Raw genomic sequence first — 23593 nt, 5'->3', positions numbered from 1 at the left:
TCTTTCTCGCTCATAACTATTCACAGAAAAAAATGCAGGGACTTTGCTGAGCGGGCAGAAGCCCGCAATGCGATAACCGATTTTTCAGGCTTACAGATGTTTCGGACCAGGGTTGACCTTCCATATTCCAGCGCGCCGATCCCATGACATCAAAAACATGCTGGTCACTAAACTCTGGAAATCTGGCGTTTTTAGCCGCCTCTTTAAGCGCATTACAGTACGCCTTGTCTCCGCCCTTGATGATAAAATGCTCCAGCGTGCCATCTTTCCTGAAATCAAGATGAGCATTACAGCGTTTTCCATTCCAGGCGTGCGGTTGTGATAACGCGGCATCCAGTGCTTTTTTGATGCCAGATGCCTGCTTACCATAAATGTTATTGTCTCCCACCTTCCCTGAGCGATTATAACGGCAGGAATCAAGAGCACTGCTTTTATCTCACTCATGTGGTTTAAGAGGCGTACAGCTCACAATAGCGGCAGAAAGCAATATCAGAATAATCTTTTTCATCTAAGTCCTTTTGGAATGATATCCGGCTGAATTATTTGAAAGCGGCGCGCGGTTAAATCAGGTTGCAGGTAACTGAATTAACTCGCATGACTATCGAGAGTGGGCTATTTCTTACGCCAGAAAATAAAGGTTACGACTGCTGTTAAAATACCAATAAGCGGCATCGCACCAGCACCTGCCAGAAAGTTATCTCGATCAATGTTATTATTCTTTGTGATATCAGCAAAGCGTTCAGTGGCCTGGCGTTCACTGGCTGCATGTACTTCCTCAAACTCTTTGCAATAACCCTTAGCTAAAAGATCACAGGCTCGTTTTACCTCTGATTTTCTCAGAGCAACGCTCTTTTTCCCCAGGGGGTAGATACAGTAATCAGGCATGGCCTTGCTCCTCGTCAGAATTCAGCTTGTACTCTATAAGATCCTGCCCAGAGTGGATAACATTTATTACATAGCACTTTTATACGTAACGTCACTTACCCTCCGACAACATTATGATTAAGCCTGTACAACGTCATGGAGAGTGTAAGAATGCTGTCTAACAAGCCACTCTTTCTTCTTCGTCTTTATCATCAGAGACAGCCGGGACCGCAGACACATAAAATTATTTTCAGCACCCATTCGCTAACACTATAATTTTTGAAGACATTTCAGCGTTTCATAATCATTAACCTGAACAACTGTTTGCCGTCTGTTGTCAGGTCAGCATTGGCCTTCGTTAATCTGGCCAGATAAATTTATTAATTTGATTAAGATCAATAATTATTATCTTAATCGCCTCCGGCACAGCAAAGACAGCCATTTATAGCGGATTACTCACTGAAAGTTAGGCCTCATATAGTTATTGAAATTATCATATCTGTTCGATTAGTTAGCTATATATCGAATCATAAATAAGGTTAAAGCTTCACCCCACCCTGACGATAAGAAGAAGATGACAGAGATTATTTAATCGCCTCTCTCCCGCTTCAGAAACCTCATTAAAGGTGAAACTTATGGGCCTTGCTCAACACATCTCCGGTATTAAAATTGGGAAAAAACTGGGTGCCGGTTTTATCATCGTCATCGCCGCCTCTCTGGCTATTACCTGGCTCGCTTTCGATTGCTTCAGCCGTATCAAAGATAACTCGGCACGACGCACCATCACCGTTCAGATGGTAAACACCTTAAGTAATGCGCGCCTTAACCGCACGCTCTACCAGTACACCAAAGACCCGGAATTTGCCGCCCGTAACGTGCAGGCGCTGAAGGAGTTAGATACGCTGTATCAACGCCTTAGTGGCTTTCAGTGGGACGAACTCGGTCAGCAGAAAGTCGCGCTGATGGGGCAGTTGCTTAACGATTATCAGAAGCAGCGACAGAAATTTGTCACCGCCGCACAGACCACATCCCACGCCTTTGATGCCATTAAACCGGACGCCCTGATTGCCCTTGCGCATCAGTCGGAGTCACTGGATCTGGCACTGACCCCTGATGCCGGATTACCGGTCATGCGTCTGGCCGCCGCGCTGTTTGATGCCGCAAACATTGAACAGGCGTTTCTGGAAAAACCGTCTGAGGCCAGCAGAGAGTCGGTCGTGGAGGAGTTCACGGCGATCACCACTCTGAGTGAGCAGCTGGACAGCTTTGCACAGCCTGCAATTAACGAGGTGTCCCGCACGGTCCTCAGCACCCTTGCGCAGCAGCGCGAGGCGTTAACGCGCTATGTCGATGCTGCAGAGAAAGAGAAAAGTGAGTCGGCGGGTCTGACCACCAGCGCCGAGCGTCTTAATGCGGCGGTTTCCGATACATTCGCTTTCCAGTCACAGCTCTCTGCGGAATTTATCAAACAGGCAGAGTGGCGCATTGCTTTTGCCGCACTGATTTGCGTGGTACTGAGTCTGCTGATCGCCTGGCGGATCACCCGAAGCATTACCCAGCCTCTGAAAGAGACGCTGAGCGCCGCGCAGCGTATTGCCGGGGGAGATTTAACCACCTCGCTGACCACAACACGTGGCGATGAATTCGGTCAGCTGATGCTGGCGGTCGATGCCATGAACAGCAGCCTGCAGAACATCATCACCAACGTGCGTGACGGCGTCAGCAGCGTGGCACGTGCCTCAGCGGAAATCGCAGCAGGCAATACCGATCTCTCCTCCCGTACAGAACAGCAGTCTGCGGCCGTGGTCCAGACCGCAGCCAGTATGGAAGAGCTGTCGTCGACGGTTAAACAGAATGCGGAAAATGCGCATCATGCGAGTCAGCTGGCGACAGAGGCGTCGGTGAATGCCGGTCGTGGTGGCGAGATCATCCGTGACGTGACGGTGACAATGAACAGCATCAGCCAGAGTTCAGGCAAAATTGGTGAAATCATTCACGTCATCAACAGCATCTCCTTTCAGACCAATATCCTGGCGCTCAACGCCGCGGTCGAAGCCGCACGTGCCGGTGAACAGGGACGCGGGTTTGCGGTGGTCGCGGGTGAAGTGAGGAATCTGGCACAGCGCAGCGCGCTGGCGGCCAAAGAGATTGAGACGCTGATCCGTGAGTCACTGGACCGGGTCAGTGAAGGGTCCGGATTTGTAGAACGCGCGGGGTCCACCATGGATGATATCGTCCGCTCCGTCAGTCAGGTGAAAGATATCATGGGCGAAATCGCTGCGGCCTCGGACGAGCAGAACCGGGGGATCTCCCAGATCGCCGTGGCGATGGCCGAGATGGACACGACGACCCAGCAGAACGCCGCACTGGTTGAGGAGTCCTCTGCCGCAGCGAGTTCACTGGAAGCACAGGCAGAGGAGCTGGAAAAAACGGTAGCGGTGTTCCGCCTCTCAGATGCTCAGCACGCCGTCAGCCGCCCCGCGCCTGCTTCAGCGCCTCGCCTTGTTCCGGCCGTGCCGCTTAAGGCTTCTGCAGAAAGCAGCTGGGAAAGTTTTTAACAGGGTATCGTCTGGCCAGTCCTGATCAACAGGGCTGGCTGCGCGAGGATCGTTCAGGCTGTGGGGAGATAAAAAGGCTCTGGCGAGAGGAGTGTCGTCCATGACAGTTTCTCCGGCCGGTATACGCTTTCGCGCAACCTGTGAGGTTATTCGCTTCGTCGTTTTCCGGCCGGAGCCGGACTACGTCCACTGGTGTCAGTTCAGTTACAGCTAGTTCAGTTCGTCGTTCAGGCCTGTAAGTGTCTGCAGATACGGCACCTGTTGCTGGGCAATCGCCGGAGACGTAAAACTGCTCAGCCAGCTTCTGGCCTCGGAGATTTGCGTCAGCCGGTCGGGGTTGCTCTCGGATTTCGCCATGTATCCCAGTTGAGTAAAGAGTGATGCGATACTGATTTCTTTCTCACCCAGGGCAAGGCTCAGTGCCGCTTCGCCAATAATTACGTGGCCTTTCTCGTCGTTTTGAATTAACACAGAAAATCCTCCATTGGTACGAATTGAAAACAACCTCACCAGAGACTGTAGTCGTAAAAGGAAGAACTGCCCGAATTTTTCACTAAAAATTGCGCAAGCTGCTGAACAAAATACTAAATGTTTTTTTGGTATCCCTTCAGTTTATCTCTGCCCTGCCAGGCCGGGAGTCGTCACTCAACACGCAATCGGTTATGATCCTCTGCCCTTCATCGTCCGGTTTCACTATGTCTGCCATTGTCGATACGTTTATTGCTCCGCCCTGCCATGACGTGATAACCCTTCTGTTTCAGGATGATCATCTGCTGGTGGTGAATAAACCCAGCGGGCTGCTCAGCCTTTCCGGTAAGAATCCGCAAAACCTCGATTCAGTGCATCACCGGCTGGTCAGACTGTTTCCGGGCTGTACGCTGGTGCACCGGCTCGATTTTGGCACTTCGGGACTGATGGTCGTCGCGCTGAATAAAGCGATCAACGCGGCGCTCAGTCGGCAGTTCAGCCAGCGCAGCGTGAGCAAAACGTATCAGGCGCTGCTGTGCGGCCATCTGGCTGAGGATGAAGGTGTGATTGATGCCGCCATCGCGAAAGATCCGGCGCAGTTTCCCCGCATGACAATCTGCCCGCTTCAGGGCAAACCTGCGCGATCGCGCTTCCGGGTTATCGCGCGCGGCCACTGGCAGGGACGAGAAGGAATGGAGGTGGCGGCTACACGGGTTGAGCTGACGCCGGAAACGGGGCGTACCCATCAGCTGCGCATTCACTGTCAGCAGCTGGGGCACCCGATTCTGGGCTGTGATCTCTATGGCGGGCAGGTGCTGCCGGGCGCTGAGCAGGCGGAGAGGCTGATGCTGCACGCCAGTGGATTAGCGTTTACACATCCGGTCAGCGGTGAGCCTCTACACTTCTCAGCCGCCAGCCCCTTCTGACTGCCTCAGTCCGCGGTTACCACATTAAGTCGTCCGGCACTTTGAAATCGGCATAGGGATCATCTTCGTCCTGCACGTCTTCGCTCAGTGCGCTGTTCAGGACGATAGCACTGGCATCACGCTGGGCAATTTTATCCGCCACGCTGGCCGGGATAATGGCGTACTGGCTTTCGCCATTTTTGTCAGCAGTCAGGCGGGCAATGGCGAGACGGCCATTAATCAGCTGGGTCTGCGTCAGTTTATCCACCACGATTTTTTTAATCAGGTTGTTGTCGGTAAAGTTAAAGCTGATTTCGCCTTTTGCCACCTCGATTTTGTTCATTTCGATCAGCTGTTTGACCTGTGCTTTGTACTCTTTCGACAGGGCGGCCAGTTTCTGCTGCTCGTTAAGTTGCTTATCACGCTCAAGCTGCGCTTTTTTGTTGTCTTCGACCGCTGCTCTGGCTTCACGCGCCTGAACCCGGGATTTCTTCGCTGTGCGCTGAACCTTATCCATTTTTTTGCTGGATACCAGGCCTGCTTTCAGCATCTGTTCTTGTAAGGTGAGTTTTGTCATTGTCGTCTCTGAATCTGTTAAATATTGTTCAGGATTATACCTGTAATCTTTCGGGCTATGCCAGGCGGACGCCGCGATTGCAGGCTACGCCTCAACACTGTGCTACCATTCCCCGGTCAGAATCACCTTATTGAGCACCATGTCCGAAATTACGAAACGCAAAAATGACCCGGAAGGGCTGAAAAAACGCATCATCGCAGGCGCACTGAAAACCTTCGCAGAGTTTGGTATGCAGGGTGCCAGACTGGAGCAGATCGCCGAACACGCTCAGACCACCAAACGTATGGTGGTCTATCACTTCGGCAGCAAGGAGCAGCTCTACATCGAAGTGCTGGAGCAGGTCTATCAGCAGATACGCGCGCATGAAACCGACCTGAACCTGGCCGCAATGACGCCGGAGCTGGCCATGACCCGCCTGGTGGAAGCGAGCTTCGATTACCACGTTGCCCATCCCGACTTTATGCGGCTGGTCTGCAGTGAAAACCTGCTGCGCGGTCGCTACATCACGCAGTCACCGCAGATTAAAGCGCTTAACCGCAGCGCGCTGGATCTGCTGGACGACATCCTGGCCCGCGGTCAGCAGGAGGGCGTGTTTATCGCCGATGTGCAGACCATCGACGTTCATCGGCTGATCAGCAGTATCTGTGTTCATCACGTCTCAAACCGCTACACCTTCAATGCCCTCTTCAGTCCGGATAACAGCGAAGAAGAGAGTATCCGGCGCAATCGTCAGCTCGCTGTCACCGCCACACTGCGCTATATCCGCAAATAATTGCTCACCACTCTGGCTCCGCTTACTCATGGTCTACGCTTAGTAAACATTCGTCATTAAATTGCCATAAAAGGAACGCTGTTGTGAGCAGAGACGCACGCCTCTATCCGCTTCGCCAGACTTATGTTGAACCCGATGATGATGCGCTCTGGAACTGGGCGCAGAACGCTAAAATCGGCAGCCGTCATCAGGTTCAGCGCCCTGCCAGCGAAGCGGAATTACAGACGCTTATCCGGGAGTCACGCGGCCAGATTCGGGTCATCGGCAGCAAGCTCTCCCCCGGACGGATGCTGCACGTCAGTCAAGATGATTTACTGCTCGACCTCAGCGCGCTCAGCGGTCAGCTCGCCAGCGATGAGGATAGCGTGACCTTCGGGGGTGCCACCCCGCTGGAACAGGTTTATCGCACCCTGACCCGCATGAACCGCATGCTGGCGTCGTCGCCGGGTGTGATTGCCATTCAGACCCTGGCAGGGGCGATGGCCACCGGCACGCACGGCCAGGGATTGCAGCAGAGTTCGATTGCCGATGAAGCACTGGCCATCCGCATGGTGCTGGCCGACGGCAGCGTGCGCGAGTTTGTCCGGGGCGACGCGGATTTCCCGGCAGCTCAGGTCTCTCTGGGGGCGCTGGGTATTGTCACCGCCGTGACGCTGCGCACCGGGCCATACCGCATCTTCACCTGCCATAAGAACGCGGTCTCTGCCGATACGCTGGAAGAGGATCTGCTGCGCTGGAACAACGACTACCCTCTCAGCAAAGCCTGGTGGTTCGTTGACGACAATCTGATGCATGTCTGGAACGCCCATGAAGCCAGCGAGGAGGAGCGCCAGCGCTATGAGCAGCAGGGGCGCAAAGTGGTGGAACATGAGGGCGAAGCGGATGACAGTCTGAACGAGACGATCGATCAGACCCTGGCGCACATGCACCGCGATACCCAGATTCAGGGGAAAGGCGGCAAGCAGTTTCGCACCGTGACCCGTTTTCGCGACTTCACGGATGTTACCGGTGACATCTATCAGCTCTTCTGCCGGGGCATTGCGGTGCCACAGATCAACGTGGAGATCGGCGTCCCGCTGGCAAAAACGCCAGCCATCATCCGCCGGATAAAGCAGTGGTATGCAGAGAACCGGCCGCATATGCACTACCCGATTATCCTGCGCTGCACCGGCGCCTCCTCTGCCTGGCTCAGCCCGGCCGCCGATCAGCCCACCTGCTTTTTCGGCTTTGTCGTCTATTACGCCGACGATGGTTCGCTGTCGCAGGAGGGACTGCACTTCCTGACGGAAGTGGAGAAACTGCTGGCCGAAGAGGGAGGACGCCCGCACTGGGGCAAATATTACGATGAAGAACGCTACAACTGGCGTGAGATCTATCCGCAATGGGACGCCTTCCGCGCCCTGCGCAGCCAGCTCGATCCACAGGGACGACTGGGTAACGACTACATCACGCCACTTTTTGACTGAGGAAAGCCATGTTTGCCTGGGTAACGCTGTTAACACAACCCGATTATCTGGTGGGCGTACAAGCGCTGCACCGTTCGCTGCAACAGAGCCACAGTCAGTGGCCACTGGTGGTGATGACGACTCCCGCCATTTCTGAGGCGGACTGCCAGCGTCTGCAGGATGCAGGCTGCGTGATTGAGCCGGTTGAGCCACTCTATCCGCGTGAAGATCTGGATCAGCACTACGCCTCGGCACAGTTCGGCGAGGTCTGGACCAAGCTGCGCGCCTGGCAACTGACGGACTATGAGCGCGTCGTTTTTCTGGATGCGGACATGCTGGTGCTGCAGAACATGGATGAGCTGTTTACCCTGGATCTGGGTGATAATCTGCTGGCGGCCTGCCACGCCTGCCGCTGCAATCCCAACCAGATCGCCTCCTATCCGCCAGAATGGCAGCCGGAGCAGTGCCACTACACCTGGCAGGCCCGCGGTGAGACAGCACCACAGAGTGTGGATCTTTACCTCAACGGCGGTTTTCTGGTGCTGAAGCCCGATAATGCGGTGTTTGAGGCGATGGAAAAACGTATTGCCGCCATTGATGACCTGAGCGCCTATCCTTTCTCGGAGCAGGACCTGCTGAATGAAATCTTTGCCGACCGCTGGAAGCCGCTCTCTTATATCTACAATGCGCTGAAAACGCTGCCGTTTCAGCACCGCGGGCTCTGGCAGGACGATGAGGTGAAAAACCTGCACTACATACTGGCCAAGCCGTGGAAGCGCGATCTTAACCAGCCTGAGAGCCAGCGCGATCGCTTCTATGCGCTGGATAAGCTTTGGTGGGAGAAAAGCGGCCTGATCTGATTTTAAAGGGCGGGAAGCTCTCTTCCCGCCCTGCCCCCTTCTTATCTGACACCCTTCCTGATCTGCCGTTACACTTCTACCCAGCGCCGCTGCTCAGCAGAGTGCGCGATCGCTTCCAGCACCTTCTGCACCTGTAACCCCTCGGCAAAATCGGGCCACATGCGGTAGTCCGCCGCGATACCGTTAATCAGATCGCGGACCTCCACCGTTTTCTGGTCGTTAAAGCCGATGCCATGTCCGGCTGAAACACAGAAGTTCGCATAGTCAGGATGGGCGGGTCCCGTCAGAATCGTTTTAAATCCCTGTCGCCCGGCGGGCTCGTCATGCAGATAAAGCTCAAGTTCAGCCATGCGCTCCTGGGTGTAACGCAGCGTGCCTTTGGTCCCGGTCACGACATAGGTCAGGCCCATTTTCGCGCCGCAGGCGATACGCGAGGTTTCAATGACGCCGTGCGCGCCATTGCGGAAGCGCAGCAGCGCACTGGCCTGATCTTCGTTTTCCACCGGTAACTGACGTCCGGGCGCTTTCGGGTCGGGTCGTGCGGTGATGACCGTCATCATGTCACCGCTGACTTCCGCAATATCACCGACCAGATAGTGCGCCATGTTGACGATATGCGCCGCCAGATCGCCCAGCGCACCCAGCCCTGCCAGCGCTTTCTGACAGTGCCAGTCGAGCGGTGTCTCCGGTCTGGCAAGATAATCCTCGTTATGCGTGCCGTAAAAATGGACCACCTCGCCAATTTCTCCGCGGGCAATGATCTCTTTCGCCAGCTGGCTGGCCGGGTTCTTCATGTAGTTAAAGCCGACCAGCGTTTTCACCCCTGCCGCCTGCGCAGCGCTCACCATCTCCTGCGCATCCGCCACGCTTAATGACAGCGGTTTTTCTGAGTAGACATGCTTGCCGTGGCGTATCGCCGCCAGCGCCATCTCTTTGTGCAGAAAGTTGGGGGCGCAGATATCCACCACATCAATGGCGGGATCGCTGACCAGCTCGCGCCAGTCTCCCGTAGAACGCGCAAAGCCAAAGGTGGCTGCCTGACGGGCCGCCAGCTCTGGATTTACCTCGGCCAGCATCTCCCGCACGATCTCACCTTTCAGCGCAAACACGGTCGGGGCCTGAGCATAAGCAATCGCATGGCAGCGCCCGATATAACCACTGCCGATCATGCCGATTCGGACTTGTTTCATTTCAGCTCCGGATATTCATTTCAGGGTTGAAATGAAATCTACGTTTCGTTTTATCTGCTGACAAAGGCGTAATGAAAACTTTGTGACGGCAGTAAAAAACTATCCGGGCAAACCACGCCTCGTGCCGCCTGGCAAGGGAGGCAGAACGGTAAAACACCTCATAAATACCTCAGTCTGCCGCACGGGCTGTTACACCCCTTTTCAGCGTCTGACGGACTTCTTCTGGTGTATTAAACGCCGTACTGGCGACTATTTCAGCAGTCGCGCAGATTTATGAAAAAGAGCTTTGACATGGCTCAGCGTGGCCGTTACTATGCGCCCCGTTCAAACGATTCCTCTGTAGTTCAGTCGGTAGAACGGCGGACTGTTAATCCGTATGTCACTGGTTCGAGTCCAGTCAGAGGAGCCAGATTAGAAAAAGCAGATATCTTCGGATATCTGCTTTTTTGCTTTATAACGATCGCACCCACCTTCCTCTCAAAGTCACCGCTGTTAAACCATGCCAGGCTACCTCTTTAACGGATAAAAGTGATCCTGACCTGACCCGGCTTACCTGTTCTCATCAGCTGCCTGACAAAAAACGTTGTCGGAATTGCTGACAGGACGGACTTCAGTAATCATAATGCTGACGATGCGCCGACCATTCCGCGATGCCATAAAGCCGACGCACAGTCGCTTACAAAATCTGATGCCACAGGCTGCATATGACGTTCGTCAGAAACACCTGTAGCAGGACTTCTGCCGGGTCAGACTCAGAGTAAGGTTTTATGGTTACGTCAGGTTTTTAATAATTGAGACAATACGATCTTCCCCACGCAAACCCATAGATTTTATTAAGGCTTTATTTATTCTCTCACTAACAAGGAAGTAGAGCATTTCCATATTATTATTATAGAGAACCGTATAAAGTGCTGGGGATATTATTTTTAAATTCCTTGCTGCTAATGCAGCCACCTGAACCTTTCCATAAAGAGACGCCACAGTAACGATGAGCAATGCATAGTTATTTAACTGAGTCATTACTTCAGCCTTGAAATTAAAGGAATTGACTATGACTATTGATAGTGAATTTGCAATTGCAATTTTAGTTGCTTTTCCACCATAATAGTCAGCTATCTTTTTTGTCAGCACCATATCAAGAGACTGTATCTGGCTATTACTTATATTTTTTAGCTCCTCGTTAAAATACATTTTCATCATGTCACGAATGATGTCTTGTCTTTTGTATATTTCAAATATATTTTTCAGAAACCGTTTGTCTTCTTCTTTAAGAATAGCGCACTCGCCCGCGTACTTATCAAAAAGGCATGAGCTGTACCACGACGCTCTCTCAACCCCTGATTTAACATCCTGCAACACGCTTTTATTATTCTGCGCTACCCCATACATGGCCCGCTCGAGCGCTTCGGCTGCACTCCTGTCATTATTCATTCTGAACTTCACTATTGATGATACAGACATTGTAGGCTTTCCTTTCCTGTGGTAAAAAGTACATGATAGTTTGCATACTATATCATGAGGATTTTACTTTGAAGAAATGGACTTTTACTGCTCTTACTTTTATTTTTTCTTTTATTATTTTAGTTGTGCTGCTCTTTGAATTTGTATTCCGCTTATTGACTGCTGACTTTGTTATCAGTTTAATGGATAAGTTAAGCTTCCTGGGTCTTAATGCCTCTCTGGAAACCCTTGTTGCGCTGTTGGTTTTATTTTCAGCTTTGGTTGCTCTTATTATTTCTGGCTTGATTTATTCAAAATTTAGAAGGTGAAATGATGAGGTTTTTTTCAGCATTCATCAGGGGCCAGCTTGGCTACATCAGTGCGCATGTCATCGCTATATGCCTTTTCCTGTTCTACTATTTTGTCATTCCTGATTACTGGTTTTTATGTACGTTGCTTACAATAGTGACAGGTGGAGCGATTAGTATCTACAGGGCCACTAAAAATAAAAAAAAGCACTGAAGTGGATTTCTGCGTCCAGAGTTCTGTAAATTAAACATTCATTTGAGTAAAGCCGGATTGTACAGTTTCTGAAATTCCACTCAAGCCCCCGCACCGGGATCCAACGCCACCGGCGGGAATTTTCCACTCTCCTTTTACCGGAACATCCTGACCAGCCTGAGATGAGAGGCAAAAAAAACTGCACCCTACTCAGTCGGGTCTCCGACCTTTGGGGTGCAGCTACGTTTTAGCTTTTACAGCTATCAGAGTTTAAAGCGATCCAGATTCATCACTTTTGTCCAGGCGGCCACAAAGTCTTTGACGAATTTTTCACGGGCGTCGCTGCTGGCGTAAACTTCCGCCGAGGCGCGTAACACCGCGTTGGAGCCGAACACCAGATCGGCGCGGGTCGCGGTGTAGCGGGTTTCACCGCTGACGCGATCGCGTCCGATAAAGGACTCGTTGCTCGCATCGGCAGCCTTCCACTCGGTGCGCATATCCAGCAGATTGACAAAGAAGTCCGTGTTCAGCGAACCCACCTTGTCCGTGAAGATGCCGTGCTGGCTGCCATCGAAATTAGCGCCCAGAGCACGCATCCCGCCCACCAGTACCGTTAACTCCGGCACGGTCAGGGTCAGCTGCTGCGCCTTGTCGATCAGCAGGTTTTCGGTGGTGGTTTTGCCGAAGCCGGTGCCATAGTTACGGAAACCATCGGCACGCGGTTTCAGCAGGTTGAACGACTCAATGTCGGTCTGATCCTGACGCGCATCGACACGTCCCGGCGTAAAGGGCACGTCGACGGTCACGCCTGCCGCTTTCGCCGCCTGCTCAACCCCGACCACACCAGCCAGCACAATCACATCCGCCAGCGAAGCCTTGTTCACTTCACGCTGAACCGCTTCCAGCGTCGGCAGCACGCGCGCCGCAACGGCGTTAACGTCCCACTCGCGCTGCGGCAGCAGTGCCAGTCGGGCACCGTTGGCACCGCCCCGTTTGTCGCCACCGCGGAAGGTTGACGCCGAGGCCCAGGCAACGGAAACCAGCTCGCTGACGCTGAGACCGGATGCGGCAATCTTCTCTTTCAGCTGCGCAATATCCGCGACGGTCGGATGATAAACCGGTGCAGGCAGCGGATCCTGCCAGATCAGATCTTCCTGTGGTACTTCAGGTCCGATGTAGCGCGCTTTCGGCCCCATATCACGGTGCGTCAGCTTAAACCATGCACGGGCAAACGCTTCGTTGAACGCCTGCGGGTCGTTGAGGAAGCGACGCGAAATTTTTTCAAATTCCGGATCAAAACGCAGCGTCAGGTCGGTCACCAGCATGGTCGGCTTGTGTTTTTTCGCCGTGTCAAAGGCATCCGGGATAATTTCCGGCGCATTGACCGCTTCAAACTGGATAGCGCCTGCCGGGCTGCGCGTCTGCACCCACTCATATTTGAACAGGTTCTCGAAGAAATAGTTGCTCCACTGGGTAGGCGTCTGCGACCAGATCACTTCCAGGCCAGAGGTAATCGCATCGGCACCTACGCCGCTGCCGTGGCTGTTGACCCAGCCCAGACCCTGCGCTTCAATCGGGGCGGTTTCCGGATCGACACCGACATGGCTGGCCGGAGCGGCACCATGAGTTTTACCCAGCGTATGGCCACCCGCAATCAGTGCCACGATCTCTTCGTCGTTCATGCCCATGTTGCCAAAGGTGGCACGAATAGCCGGGGCGGCAGAGGCGGGATCGCCACTGTGTTCCGGGCCTTCCGGGTTAACGTAGATCAGACCCATCTCGGTCGCGCCAAGCGGTGACTGCGCCAGCGATTCCGGATGACGATGTTCCAGCCAAGTCGCTTCTTCGCCCCAGTTCACATCCATATCCGGTTCCCAGACATCTTCACGTCCGGCACCAAAGCCGAAGGTGCGGAAGCCGGAATTTTCCAGCGCGACGTTACCCGCCAGGATGTAGAGGTCGGCCCAGGAGATCTTCTGACCATACTTCTGTTTTACCGGCCACAGCAGGCGGCGGGCTTTATCCAGGCTGACGTTGTCCGGCCAGGAGTTTAACGGAGCGAAACGTTGCTGACCACGACCTGAACCACCACGTCCGTCTACGGAGCGATAGGTTCCGGCGCTGTGCCAGGCCATACGAATAAAGAGACCGATATAGCTGCCCCAGTCAGCGGGCCACCAGGCCTGTGACTCCGTGAGCAACCCTTTGATGTCCGCTTTCAGCGCTGAGTAGTCTAGTTTTGCAAATTCTTTGCGGTAATCGAAGGATTCATCAAGGGGGTTTGAACGGGATGAGTGCTGATTCAGCAGGTCAACGCGCAGCTGATTAGGCCACCAGTCACGGTTCGTTGTTCCGCCGCCCGGCGCCTGATTTGGCTGCGCTGACTTCCCTGCATGAAAGGGACATTTGCCCGCTGGTGCTTCGCGGTCAGCTTCACGGTCGGCTTCGACGATTGGCTTTGCATCTTTTGCATCTTCATCAATGGAATTGCTCATGGTCACACCTCTTTTTGTATTTTCATCGCTACTCTATAGAGGATTTTCAGGAAGGCACACCTGTCTTATCCTATATGATTGATAGCTTATCCCTTTGAATAAGGTCTTATTTAACAGCTCCCAACGATGGCAAACGGCTGTTATCCGCGTCACCTTCAGCGAAACGACACCGTTCTTCATCAGACTATTCTGACAAACCGCGTTTAACAACCGGCTGGTGAAAGAGTTGCTGACCGGTAACGCAATCCGGTGCATAAAGCGTGCGTGATCTGTTGCCAGAACAGCCTGGAAAAGGCGTCGCGAATACAGAGAAAAGAGGTGGGGCTGACGAGGGGATCGGATCAGGAATAAAACCGCAGCGCCCTCCGCAGGAGAGCGCTGCCGGTCATTAACGCCAGCCCAGCTCCGGGGCGACGTACTTCAGAATCGCTTCAATCACATGGGCGTTATAAGCCACACCCAGCTGATTTGGCACGGTAAGCAGCAGCGTATCGGCTTCAGCAATCGCCTCATCCTGCGCCAGTTGCTTAATCAATACCTCTGGCTCAGCGGCATAGCTGCGGCCAAAGATGGCGCGGGTTTTCTCATCTAGAAAACCGACAGAGTCACGGTCGTTGCCGCTACGGCCAAAGTAAGCGCGGTCCATGTCGTTGACCAGCGCAAAGATGCTGCGGCTGACAGAGACACGAGGGGTATGCTGATGCCCCGCCGCTTTCCAGGCTTCACGGTAGGCGCGGATCTGCTTCGCCTGCTGAATGTGGAACGGCTCGCCCGTTTCATCATCTTTCAGCGTCGAACTCTGCAGGTTCATGCCCATTTTCGCCGCCCACTCCGCCGTTGCGTTGGAGCCGGAGCCCCACCAGATACGGTCGCGTAACCCTTCAGACAGCGGCTCTGGTCGCAGCAGTCCTGGCGGGTTCGGGAACATCGGCTGAGGGTTCGGCTTAGCAAAGCCTTCTCCGCGCAGCACCTCCAGAAACTCCTCGGTGTGACGACGGCCCATATCGGCATCGCTTTCCCCTGGTTTGGGTTCAAAACCAAAGTAGCGCCAGCCATCAATAACCTGCTCCGGTGAGCCGCGGCTCAGACCGAGCTGCAGACGACCGTTGGAGATCAGATCGGCCGCGCTGGCATCTTCCACCATATAGAGCGGGTTTTCGTAACGCATGTCGATTACGCCAGTGCCGATCTCAATCCGGCTGGTGCGTGCCGCGACCGCCGCCAGCAGCGGAAACGGTGAACTGAGCTGACGGGCAAAGTGGTGGACACGGAAGTAAGCGCCATCGGCACCCAGCTCTTCCGCGGCAACCGCTAAGTCGATCGACTGCAGTAATACATCCTGCGCCGTGCGGGTGGCAGACTGTGAAGAGGGGGTCCAGTGACCAAAAGATAAGAAGCCGATATTTTTCATCTGTCATTCTCCTGACGGGGTAAACGCCCGTGGATGTAAGGCAATTTCTGATAGGCAAAGGTTACGCCCTCCGCGCTGCAACTGATAGTCAATATCTTTCAGCGCTATATTCAGGAATTTCGACATAGCCAGGCTGATTATCTGCTTTGCTTATTTATCCCCTGATGCAGCCCGATCTTCGCGCGGGGGAGCTACCCTATCCTGACCGGGAGAAACCTGATGACTAACCGGCTCGCGCTGCCCATGTATGCGATTCACCCGCCCGCCACCCGGGCGCTGATGCAGGCCATTAAGACGCTGCTGGCCCGGCGTGGCATAGAAGCGCAGCCGGTCTGGCCTGACGACCTGCAGGCACACTGGCAGGATGCGCATCTGCTGCTGAGTCAGACCTGTGGCTATCCACTGGTCACCCGGCTTACCGCGGTCCAGCCTGTCGGCACCTTTCACTATCGGGCGCCCGGCTGCAGCGGTCGCGACTATCGCAGCTGGCTGGTGGCGCGGGATAAACAGGCGACGCTGGCCGATTTCACTGACCAGCGGGCGGTGGCGAACAGCCTGGACTCTCACTCCGGCTATAACGCACTGCGGTTTGTCGCGGCGCGTCAGGGCGTCACCTTTTCTCAGCTCATCCTGAGCGGGGGGCATCGCCGGTCGCTGGCTGCGTTGCAGCAAGGCGATGCCGATATTGCTGCGATCGACTGCGTCAGCTGGGCGCTGCTGGCGCGTTATGAACCGGAAGCATTGGATGGCCTGCATATAATCGGTGAAACACCCCGGGCACCCGGACTGCCGCTGATCACGGCAGCGTCAACCTCCTCCACCCGGCTGGCGCATCTCCGGATGGCGCTGCATCAACTGGTGCAGGAGACGGCCTGGCGTGGCGTCTGCGACGACAATCTGATCGGCGGATTCAGCCCGGCAGAGCGGGACGATTATCAGATTGTGCTGGAATGGGAGCACGACGCGGCTGCGCAGGGCCTCCCCCGGCTTTAACGTTTTACGCCCTTCCGGCCCGCCGCTCCGTCAGCGGAAGCCCTGCTCTGCCCGTCGGTGACGACCCGCATCGATCCTTTTCTGCTGACGTCAGCACTGGTAAGCCCGCTCACACCGCTTTAAGGTAGAGGTTTTCAGCAACGGGAGATGCAGATGCGCATTCTGATGGCAGGAGCCGGCGCGACCGGCGGATATTTTGGTGCCCGACTGGCTCAGGCGGGTCAGGACGTCACGTTTCTGGTGCGCGAACGCCGTTTTCAGCAGCTGCAGACGAATGGACTGGTGTTACAGACGCCGCAGGGAACGGAAAAGCTGCAGCCGCAGCTGATCCAGGCCCGCTCGCTAAGCGGCCACTATGACCTGATCATGATTACCGTAAAGAGTTTTGCGCTTGAACAGGTCATGGAGGATATCGCGCCTGCGGTCGGCCCTGACACGCTGATCATGCCGATTCTCAACGGGATGCGACACATCGCAACACTGCAGCAGCGTTTCGGTGACGATAAGGTGATAGGCGGCCTGTGCAAAATCAACGCCACGCTGGGTGACAGCGGTGAAGTGATCCAGATGACGCCGCTGCATCAGCTTTACTACGGTGCGCTGGATGGTAATAACGATGCGTGCCTGCAGCGGGTTGACGCCGCCCTGCGCACCAGTCAGGTCGATAACCGCTTCAGCGATAACATTATGGATGAGCTGTGGGAGAAGTGGCTGCTGCTGAGTACGCTCGGGGCGGTCTGCTGCCTGGCGCGTGGCGATACGCAGCAGATACTGACCACCCGCGGGGGCGAAGCGCTGCTGCAGGGGATCTTCAGCGAGATTCTGGCGGTGATTTCCGCCGAAGGGTATCAGCCGCGTCCGGCCGTCACCGCCCGCATTTTTGAACTGCTGAATAACCCGGAGACCCCGATGACCTCCTCGATGTATCGTGACCTGACTCAGGGATTTGATATCGAAGCCGATCAGGTGATCGGTGACCTGCTGCTACGGGCAAAACGAAAAGGTCTGATGACTCCGCTGCTTAACGCGGTCGATGTGAATCTGCAGGTCTATCTGCAGCAGCGCTAAGCCGGATAGCGATAATCCGTTCTGACCGGGGCCGCATGGGTCCCGGCTGGCAAAAGAGTGAATGTGTAATGAGCAGCAGCAGTGTGGCAGGAAATTTTGTTACACTCGGCGCTTCATCTTTTGGAGAGTGCAATGACTTCCCGCTCCGTGACCCTTGATGATGTCGCGCAACTGGCCGGCGTCTCATACCAAACCGTTTCACGTGTTTTAAACCGTTCTGAACAGGTGTCAGCCCGCACGCGGGAAAGGGTTGAGGCGGCGATGCAGCAGCTCAATTATGTGCCTAATCGCGTGGCACAGCAGCTGGCAGGCAAGGCGACGCGCACGCTGGGTCTGGCTACCAGCGACCTGGCGCTGATGGCACCGGCTCAGATCGCCTCGGCGATCCAGCAACGGGCCGCCGCCGCGGGGTATCATCTGGTGATTGCGATGGAGAGCGGTCATGATGCGGCCGCTACCGTGAATGAACTGCTGGCGCAGCGGGTCGACGGACTGCTGATCAACCTGCCACTGGCGGCGGATGAGGCGCAGCAGATTCAGCTGTTGTGTGGCAGTAAGCCGGTGCTGTTTCTGGATGTCGAACCGCGTGCCGCGGTGGCGCAGTGTCAGTATCCGAACACCTCCGGCGCGCGTGCCGCGGTTGAACATCTGGTGGCGCTGGGTCATCGCCGGATTGGCCTGCTCAACGGGCCGCTGCGGTCGGTCTCGGCGCGTCAGCGTGAAGCGGCCTGGCTTCAGGCGCTGGCAGACCATCAGCTCACCCCGCACTGCTCTCTGCGCGGCGACTGGAGCGCGCAGTCGGGCTATCAGGCGCTGATGTCGCAGCTGCCGGACGCCCTGCCTCAGGCACTGCTGGTGGCGAACGATCAGATGGCGCTGGGTGCGATGCGGGCGCTGCATCAGTATGGCGTGGCGATTCCGGGCGAGATCTCAGTGATTGGTTATGATGACACCGCGGAAAGTGCCTGGTATCAGCCGCCGCTGACTACGGTGCGCCAGGATTTGCATTATCTGGGCGCGCAGAGCGTTGAGCGGATGCTGGCCCGGCTGCGCGGCGAAGAGGTTTCTGACGCTGCGCTGGAAACCACGCTGGTTATCCGGGAAACCACCGCCCCGCCAGCCGATAACCCGCTCGATTTAGCTGCGCTGTCCCAACAGCTTCAGGCGATCGCCCGTCGGCTGGCCGGCCAGTAGTACCAGCTCTGCCAGCCGCCATAAAAAAACCCGCGCCACCGGGGTGGATGCGGGTCATCTTCAGTAACCGGAGCCGCTGCGCTCCGTTATCGGCAATCAGGCTTTCGGATGTTCACCCACGCCCATAGCTTTGATCTTTTTCGACAGCTCGCGACGCTCTTTCGAGAGGTCGGCGTTTTTGATGATGTATTCATCCACGCGATCTTCATAATCCACGCGCATGCTGGCAATGATCTCCTGAATAGCCTCAACGCTCATACCCGGCTTGATATATTCGCTCAGGTTGTCGAGCAGCAGAACGCGCTTCTGGTTGTCACGAATTTTCTTCTCGTTGTCGACAATTTCACGCTGCAGTTTGTTTTTGCGGCGGAACATACGCACGAACTCCAGTACGTCCTGAAATGACTGCTTGGCATTTTCCATGATGGCACCTTTCTTTAAGCCTGCTGACGCAGGGAGAGAGTCAAAACGATCAGCTTAGCGGCTAGCCCGCCAGGTAAGCAATTTTCACAGCTAAATTCAGACTGGCTCTTATCTTAGCGCAAAGAAACCCCGTTTCACATTAAGTCATTGTCTGAGGTGATTATTTGCGCAGCGCCATCCGCATCAGATCGGTCATCCGCTCCAGCTGTTTCGCCAGTTCCAGCGTCAGCCAGACGTAGCCGTAGATCGGCGTCTCCTCCAGCGCGTCGCTGCCCGCCTCCGCAATCAGACGCCGCAGTTCATCACTGATTTCAGTCAGTTCATGACTGTTGGCGACCACCTCTTCCGTTTCCCCCTCGATTGCCATGACGGACAGCGCCCGCAGCGTGTTCTCGGTCATCTGCTGGGTGCGGCGCAAGGCGGGTGCGTTGAGCATAATCAGGTGGCTTTCACGCGACGCCCACCAGGCATTAATCTGCATCTCAATGGTGTAAACCATATTACGGTTAATGGTCTGAATGGCTTCCAGCACCGACTTCGGGATGCGCGTCTCTTTGCTGGACGGCTCCAGCAGCGCCCGCATTTTGATGACGCTGCTCAGCAATTTGCCCAGCGGCTTGTTAAGGCGCGGCTTTTCGACCAGATTGGGTGAGAAACCGGCGTGGTAGATTTTTGCCATCTCCGCCAGCGTGTCAGAGAGCTGGATGCGCCAGTGGGTATAGGCGCGCTGCGCCCAGATGGCGGTGAACAGCAGCGCCATCAGCGACCCCAGAATCACATCCCCGCCGCGCCACAGCGCCATCGTGAAGTCACCGGTCGGTGCCCCGACGACGACGCTGAGCGTAATCCCGATCAGCAACGCCATATAGGGGTGCTTGCCCAGCGTCAGGAAACCACTGATGAACATGATCATGCCGCACCAGGCCAGCATCATCGGCATGGAGATCAGCTCCAGCTTCAGCGCAATCAGACCGGAAATCGAGCCGGCTACGGTGCCGCTGATGCGCTGCAGGGCGCGTGGGAAGACGTTTCCCCACGTAGAGATGGGCCCCATCACCACCACCAGCGTGATCAGGGGCCAGGTGCCTTCAGGGATATGAGTGGCCCGGACAAAGATAAAGCAGAGCAAAAAGGCGATGGCAATGCGCACGCCATGAACGGCGCGATAGTGACGGTAAAACCAGAATTCCAGTTTTGAAATGGGTTTATCAGAACGCAAAGTGACTTTCCGGTTGCGGGATTATGTTGCCGCTATCTTAACCCCGAACGGGGTTCAGGCTTAGCCTGCGCCCGCTATTTCCAGACCATTTTGACGTTATCTTACAAATATCAACATCCGGCTCACATTGCCGCCCGTAAATTAAAAACAATTTATTACTGCTCGTTAACTTTGACGGACGCCGGATCAGACGGGAAGCTGACATCCCTGTAAAAACGGGCAGCTCAGAGGCTGCCCGTTTCAGTGGTGGCCCATTGACCGATCAGAACTTCTGTTTGAGATAGTCGGTCAGGCGGGTAATGACACCGGCGGGTTCAACCGCACTCAGCGCCACCAGCGGATAGTGGGCGATCTCCTGATCTTTATCCATCACCTGAATTTCACCGATCACCTCATTGGCTTTCAGCGGCGCCTCAAGATCTTTGCGGTCGATGACATATTTCGCTTTCACGTTCTGCACTTCACTGCGCGGCAACGACAGATAGATATCCTCTGCAGTGCCGACCTCGACCTGATGCGGATTGCCGTACCAGACGTTTTCGCTGCCAATCTTCTTACCGGCGTGGAACAGCTGAACGGTATCGAAGGTGTTCTGGCCCCAGACCAGTAGTTTACGCGCCTGCTCTTCACGCCCTTTCGCGCTTTTCCCGCCCATCACGACAGCAATCAGGCGATGCTTACCCACCACGTTGGAGGCGATGATGTTAAACCCGGCCGTTTCGGTGTGGCCGGTTTTCAGCCCGTCGACATGCAGGTTATTGTCCCACAGCAGACCATTACGGTTGTTCTGGGTGATGCCATTCCAGGTCAGGGTCTTCTCACTGTACATCGCGTAGAAGTCAGGCTCACCGTCAATAATCGCGCGGGAGAGTTTCGCCATATCCAGTGCGCTGGAGTACTGACCCGGCGCATCCAGACCGTGAACCGTTTCAAAATGGGTATTCTGCAGGCCGAGTTTCTCAACGTAGTGGTTCATCATGCCGACGAAATTCGCTTCGCTGCCTGCGACATAGTCGGCCAGGGCCACGCAGGCGTCATTCCCGGAATCAATGATGACCCCGCGGCTTAAATCCCGGACGCTCAGCTTATCGCCGGGCTTCAGGAACATCAGCGAGGAGCCTTTGAACACCGGATTTCCCGCCGCCCACGCATCTTTTCCCACCGTAACCATGTCGTCACGGCTGATTTTCTTCTGGTCAATGGCGCGGTCGACCACATAGCCGGTCATCAGTTTGGTCAGGCTGGCGGGATTGCGGCGCTCATCGGGATTACCGGCAGTCAGAACCTGCCCGGTCATGGCATCCATCAGCACCCAGGAAGCGGCATCAATTGCCGGCGGCGTCACAGGAAACGGGATCGCATCGGCCTGTGCCAGCGAGGCCCAAAAAACAGTAGCGGTAACAGTGAACAGCAGACGCCTTTTCAACACTTCATCCTTAATTACACGGGAGAGAAAATTTCTAAAACGAAACGGAAACAGCCGCACGTTTTACGGCAAAAGCGTTGTGAAGGTTTGAATAAATTGAAAAAAAGTATGAACCGGCGTGCCTCTGCCTTACCCGGGACAGCCCTTAACTTCTGACGCGTGACAATAGGGTTTACCATAGAGACAGGCCCGGAACCGCTAAAGTGGTTCGGTCACGCTGAATCATCAAGGCGTGTAACAGACCACCATCTTCACTCACCCTGCTGCGTGCAGAGGCGCAGAGAGCGGACAGAAATACGGAAGTGTCTCACTTCAAATCTTATGCTTACCTCTTATCCCCCCTAATTGCGCAGAACATAAGAGCAGTTATTTTAAAGGTATTGACAGCCCGTATCAGATCACTTTTCTGTTTACAATATAACCCGAAGACCTTATTTTTATTAAGGTTAATTACTTTGCTATAGCAGGTGGCACCCAGAGATTTATCCGGTGAGTAATTAACTCTCACTTTTTGCTAAGGGATTGAGCATGGCACTACAAGGAAAAATGATTCTCAATGGCGCTGATTACGCGCCATTTAATCTGTACGGCGTTGGGGTTTTTATGGCGCACTCCGGGCTGAGCGTCTATCGAAACAATGCGAATTGCGCAGCTATTCCAGACGTTGGCCCCACGCCTCCCGGTAAATACTGGATTGTTGATCGCAGAGAAGGTAACTGGTTCTCTCAAAAAAAAGCAGAAATCCATGATGGACTGAATAAGCTGGTGGGTCGTCGAGAGTTCGGCAGAACTGATTGGTTTGCTCTCTGGCGCGATGACTGGGCGATAGATGATTATACATGGATAGAGGGGGTTGAGCGGGGAAATTTCCGGCTCCATCCAGGAACCGTGTCTAAGGGCTGCATTACCATTGCACACAATTCAGATTTTGCAATGATCAGAAATGCTCTGATGAATACTTCTCTTATTTCTGTTCCCTGTAAACGGTCACTTATGGCACGCGGCTGGGTGGAGGTGGTGGCCGGTGGCTATAAAAAAATTTGCCCGTAGTTTTGTCAGATTAGCTTATTTTGTAGTGCTGTTTTTTTGCACTGGCCATGGTTTGCCTTCGCCAGAATGTTACATTGACTATGAAATGGCCAGGAAATTAGCATTAATTATCAACGATAATGAAAATGCTGATTCTATATATGATGCCTATTCATATATAGACTTATTTATAATGCTGACTATCAGCACTCTTTTTTATATCGTAACAATGAAGTTAATCAGAAGATTAAGGAGCACTTAGAATGCCAATTCCTCCCTATATGTGGCTCAAAGACGACGGCGGCGCAGATATTAAAGGTTCCGTTGACGTGCAAGATCGTGATGGTAGTATCGAAATTATCGGGCTCAGCCACGGTATAAATCTGCCTGTAGACAGCGCAAACGGTAAAATAACGGGTACGCGGCAGCATTCACCCATGATGATAGAAAAAGAGGTTGATAGCTCTACGCCCTATCTCTATAAAGCTGCGGCCACAGGCCAGACACTTAAAAGTGCTGAGATAAAATTTTATAATATTAACGATGCTGGCCAGGAAGTTTGTTATTACAGCGTCTTGATGGAAAACGTTAGAATCACTGGCGTTAATTGTAGCGTCCCTAATGTTAAACTTGAAGGTAATAACAAGATGAATCATACTGAAAGCGTGAGCATTCAGTATGAAAAAATAACGTGGAAGATCGTAGATGGTAATATTCAATATGCAGATGCATGGAATGAAAGACATACGGCGTAA

21 protein-coding genes, 1 tRNA gene and 1 pseudogene are annotated in these 23593 nt (G+C 54.2%); 12 read left to right on the top strand and 11 right to left on the bottom strand.

Going from position 1 to position 23593, the window contains the following annotated elements:
* Nucleotides 1-109: 109 nt before the first annotated feature.
* Together HFD92_RS09380 and HFD92_RS09375 are read right to left on the bottom strand one after the other, a co-directional pair.
* Nucleotides 110-508, bottom strand: a pseudogene (locus tag HFD92_RS09380) (cell envelope integrity TolA C-terminal domain-containing protein); the annotation flags it as partial.
* A gap of 104 nt (nucleotides 509-612) precedes the next feature.
* Entirely contained in the window at nucleotides 613-885 is a 273-nt protein-coding gene (locus tag HFD92_RS09375; RefSeq protein WP_167428821.1) for a hypothetical protein, read from the bottom strand.
* Between the two features lie 614 nt (nucleotides 886-1499).
* Between HFD92_RS09375 and HFD92_RS09370 the strand changes: the two genes are divergently transcribed.
* Complete coding sequence (locus tag HFD92_RS09370; protein WP_167428820.1) at nucleotides 1500-3422, top strand: methyl-accepting chemotaxis protein; 1923 nt, start codon at nucleotides 1500-1502, stop codon at nucleotides 3420-3422.
* 210 nt (nucleotides 3423-3632) lie between these two features.
* On the opposite strand, the gene HFD92_RS09365 is transcribed toward HFD92_RS09370, so the two are convergent.
* Complete coding sequence (locus HFD92_RS09365) at nucleotides 3633-3893, bottom strand: hypothetical protein (protein ID WP_009089378.1); 261 nt, start codon at nucleotides 3891-3893, stop codon at nucleotides 3633-3635.
* Nucleotides 3894-4117: 224 nt separating this feature from the next.
* On the opposite strand from HFD92_RS09365, the gene HFD92_RS09360 reads away from it, so the two are divergent.
* Nucleotides 4118-4816, top strand: coding sequence for an RluA family pseudouridine synthase (locus HFD92_RS09360; RefSeq protein WP_111208611.1), 699 nt, complete (start codon nucleotides 4118-4120; stop codon nucleotides 4814-4816).
* A gap of 16 nt (nucleotides 4817-4832) precedes the next feature.
* Here HFD92_RS09360 and HFD92_RS09355 read toward each other — a convergent pair whose 3' ends face one another.
* Nucleotides 4833-5372, bottom strand: a complete 540-nt coding sequence (locus HFD92_RS09355; protein WP_111208610.1) for a DUF2058 domain-containing protein — start codon at nucleotides 5370-5372, stop codon at nucleotides 4833-4835.
* A 139-nt stretch (nucleotides 5373-5511) separates the two neighbouring features.
* Between HFD92_RS09355 and HFD92_RS09350 the strand changes: the two genes are divergently transcribed.
* The 3 genes from HFD92_RS09350 to HFD92_RS09340 all read left to right on the top strand — a co-directional run bounded on the left by HFD92_RS09350 (nucleotide 5512) and on the right by HFD92_RS09340 (nucleotide 8449).
* Nucleotides 5512-6144: a TetR family transcriptional regulator gene (locus HFD92_RS09350; RefSeq protein ID WP_009089375.1), complete on the top strand. Its 633-nt coding sequence runs from the start codon at nucleotides 5512-5514 to the stop codon at nucleotides 6142-6144.
* A gap of 83 nt (nucleotides 6145-6227) precedes the next feature.
* Entirely contained in the window at nucleotides 6228-7610 is a 1383-nt protein-coding gene (locus HFD92_RS09345) for a D-arabinono-1,4-lactone oxidase (RefSeq protein WP_167428819.1), read from the top strand.
* 8 nt (nucleotides 7611-7618) lie between these two features.
* Entirely contained in the window at nucleotides 7619-8449 is an 831-nt protein-coding gene (locus tag HFD92_RS09340) for a glycosyltransferase family 8 protein (protein WP_009089371.1), read from the top strand.
* 68 nt (nucleotides 8450-8517) lie between these two features.
* Here HFD92_RS09340 and HFD92_RS09335 read toward each other — a convergent pair whose 3' ends face one another.
* Nucleotides 8518-9639 (bottom strand): Gfo/Idh/MocA family protein, encoded by a 1122-nt coding sequence (locus HFD92_RS09335; protein WP_167428818.1) that lies wholly within the window; start codon nucleotides 9637-9639, stop codon nucleotides 8518-8520.
* Nucleotides 9640-9972: 333 nt separating this feature from the next.
* Here HFD92_RS09335 and HFD92_RS09330 point away from each other — a divergent pair.
* Nucleotides 9973-10048: transfer RNA gene (locus HFD92_RS09330), tRNA-Asn, on the top strand.
* Between the two features lie 362 nt (nucleotides 10049-10410).
* Here HFD92_RS09330 and HFD92_RS09325 read toward each other — a convergent pair.
* Nucleotides 10411-11100 carry a hypothetical protein gene (locus tag HFD92_RS09325; RefSeq protein ID WP_140028955.1) on the bottom strand — a complete coding sequence of 230 codons (690 nt, stop codon included), beginning with the start codon at nucleotides 11098-11100 and terminating at the stop codon, nucleotides 10411-10413.
* Nucleotides 11101-11168: 68 nt separating this feature from the next.
* Here HFD92_RS09325 and HFD92_RS09320 point away from each other — a divergent pair, with 68 nt between their 5' ends.
* The gene (locus HFD92_RS09320) at nucleotides 11169-11408 is read left to right on the top strand and encodes a hypothetical protein (protein ID WP_033736515.1); all 240 of its coding nucleotides are present in this window, start codon (nucleotides 11169-11171) and stop codon (nucleotides 11406-11408) included.
* A 435-nt stretch (nucleotides 11409-11843) separates the two neighbouring features.
* Here HFD92_RS09320 and katG read toward each other — a convergent pair whose 3' ends face one another.
* A complete protein-coding gene (katG, locus tag HFD92_RS09315) occupies nucleotides 11844-14075 on the bottom strand; it encodes a catalase/peroxidase HPI (protein WP_167428817.1) in 2232 nt (743 codons plus the stop codon).
* 388 nt (nucleotides 14076-14463) lie between these two features.
* Nucleotides 14464-15486 (bottom strand): LLM class flavin-dependent oxidoreductase, encoded by a 1023-nt coding sequence (locus HFD92_RS09310; protein ID WP_046102167.1) that lies wholly within the window; start codon nucleotides 15484-15486, stop codon nucleotides 14464-14466.
* Between the two features lie 219 nt (nucleotides 15487-15705).
* Here HFD92_RS09310 and HFD92_RS09305 point away from each other — a divergent pair, with 219 nt between their 5' ends.
* The 3 genes from HFD92_RS09305 (at nucleotide 15706) to HFD92_RS09295 (ending at nucleotide 18741) form a co-directional block, all read left to right on the top strand.
* Nucleotides 15706-16479, top strand: coding sequence for a phosphate/phosphite/phosphonate ABC transporter substrate-binding protein (locus HFD92_RS09305; RefSeq protein ID WP_167428816.1), 774 nt, complete (start codon nucleotides 15706-15708; stop codon nucleotides 16477-16479).
* Nucleotides 16480-16632: 153 nt separating this feature from the next.
* Nucleotides 16633-17547 (top strand): ketopantoate reductase family protein, encoded by a 915-nt coding sequence (locus tag HFD92_RS09300; protein ID WP_167428815.1) that lies wholly within the window; start codon nucleotides 16633-16635, stop codon nucleotides 17545-17547.
* Between the two features lie 132 nt (nucleotides 17548-17679).
* Entirely contained in the window at nucleotides 17680-18741 is a 1062-nt protein-coding gene (locus HFD92_RS09295; protein ID WP_154927660.1) for a LacI family DNA-binding transcriptional regulator, read from the top strand.
* A 96-nt stretch (nucleotides 18742-18837) separates the two neighbouring features.
* Here HFD92_RS09295 and tmaR read toward each other — a convergent pair whose 3' ends face one another.
* The 3 genes from tmaR to dacD all read right to left on the bottom strand — a co-directional run bounded on the left by tmaR (nucleotide 18838) and on the right by dacD (nucleotide 21809).
* Nucleotides 18838-19164, bottom strand: a complete 327-nt coding sequence (gene tmaR / locus HFD92_RS09290; RefSeq protein ID WP_004571340.1) for a PTS system regulator TmaR — start codon at nucleotides 19162-19164, stop codon at nucleotides 18838-18840.
* A 160-nt stretch (nucleotides 19165-19324) separates the two neighbouring features.
* Complete coding sequence (locus HFD92_RS09285) at nucleotides 19325-20383, bottom strand: FUSC family protein (RefSeq protein ID WP_009089353.1); 1059 nt, start codon at nucleotides 20381-20383, stop codon at nucleotides 19325-19327.
* Nucleotides 20384-20645: 262 nt separating this feature from the next.
* On the bottom strand, nucleotides 20646-21809 hold the full coding sequence (gene dacD / locus HFD92_RS09280) for a serine-type D-Ala-D-Ala carboxypeptidase DacD (RefSeq protein ID WP_009089351.1): 1164 nt from the start codon (nucleotides 21807-21809) through the stop codon (nucleotides 20646-20648).
* Nucleotides 21810-22337: 528 nt separating this feature from the next.
* Here dacD and HFD92_RS09275 point away from each other — a divergent pair.
* Together HFD92_RS09275 and HFD92_RS09270 are read left to right on the top strand one after the other, a co-directional pair.
* Complete coding sequence (locus tag HFD92_RS09275; RefSeq protein WP_167428814.1) at nucleotides 22338-22859, top strand: DUF2778 domain-containing protein; 522 nt, start codon at nucleotides 22338-22340, stop codon at nucleotides 22857-22859.
* 242 nt (nucleotides 22860-23101) lie between these two features.
* On the top strand, nucleotides 23102-23593 hold the full coding sequence (locus tag HFD92_RS09270; RefSeq protein ID WP_009089346.1) for a type VI secretion system tube protein TssD: 492 nt from the start codon (nucleotides 23102-23104) through the stop codon (nucleotides 23591-23593).

Origin of the sequence: Pantoea sp. EKM101V (genome assembly GCF_011800325.1) — a bacterium.
Lineage (GTDB): Bacteria > Pseudomonadota > Gammaproteobacteria > Enterobacterales > Enterobacteriaceae > Pantoea > Pantoea anthophila.
Note: the sequence above shows the minus strand (reverse complement) of the source record. Positions and strands in the feature narration are given on the sequence as shown.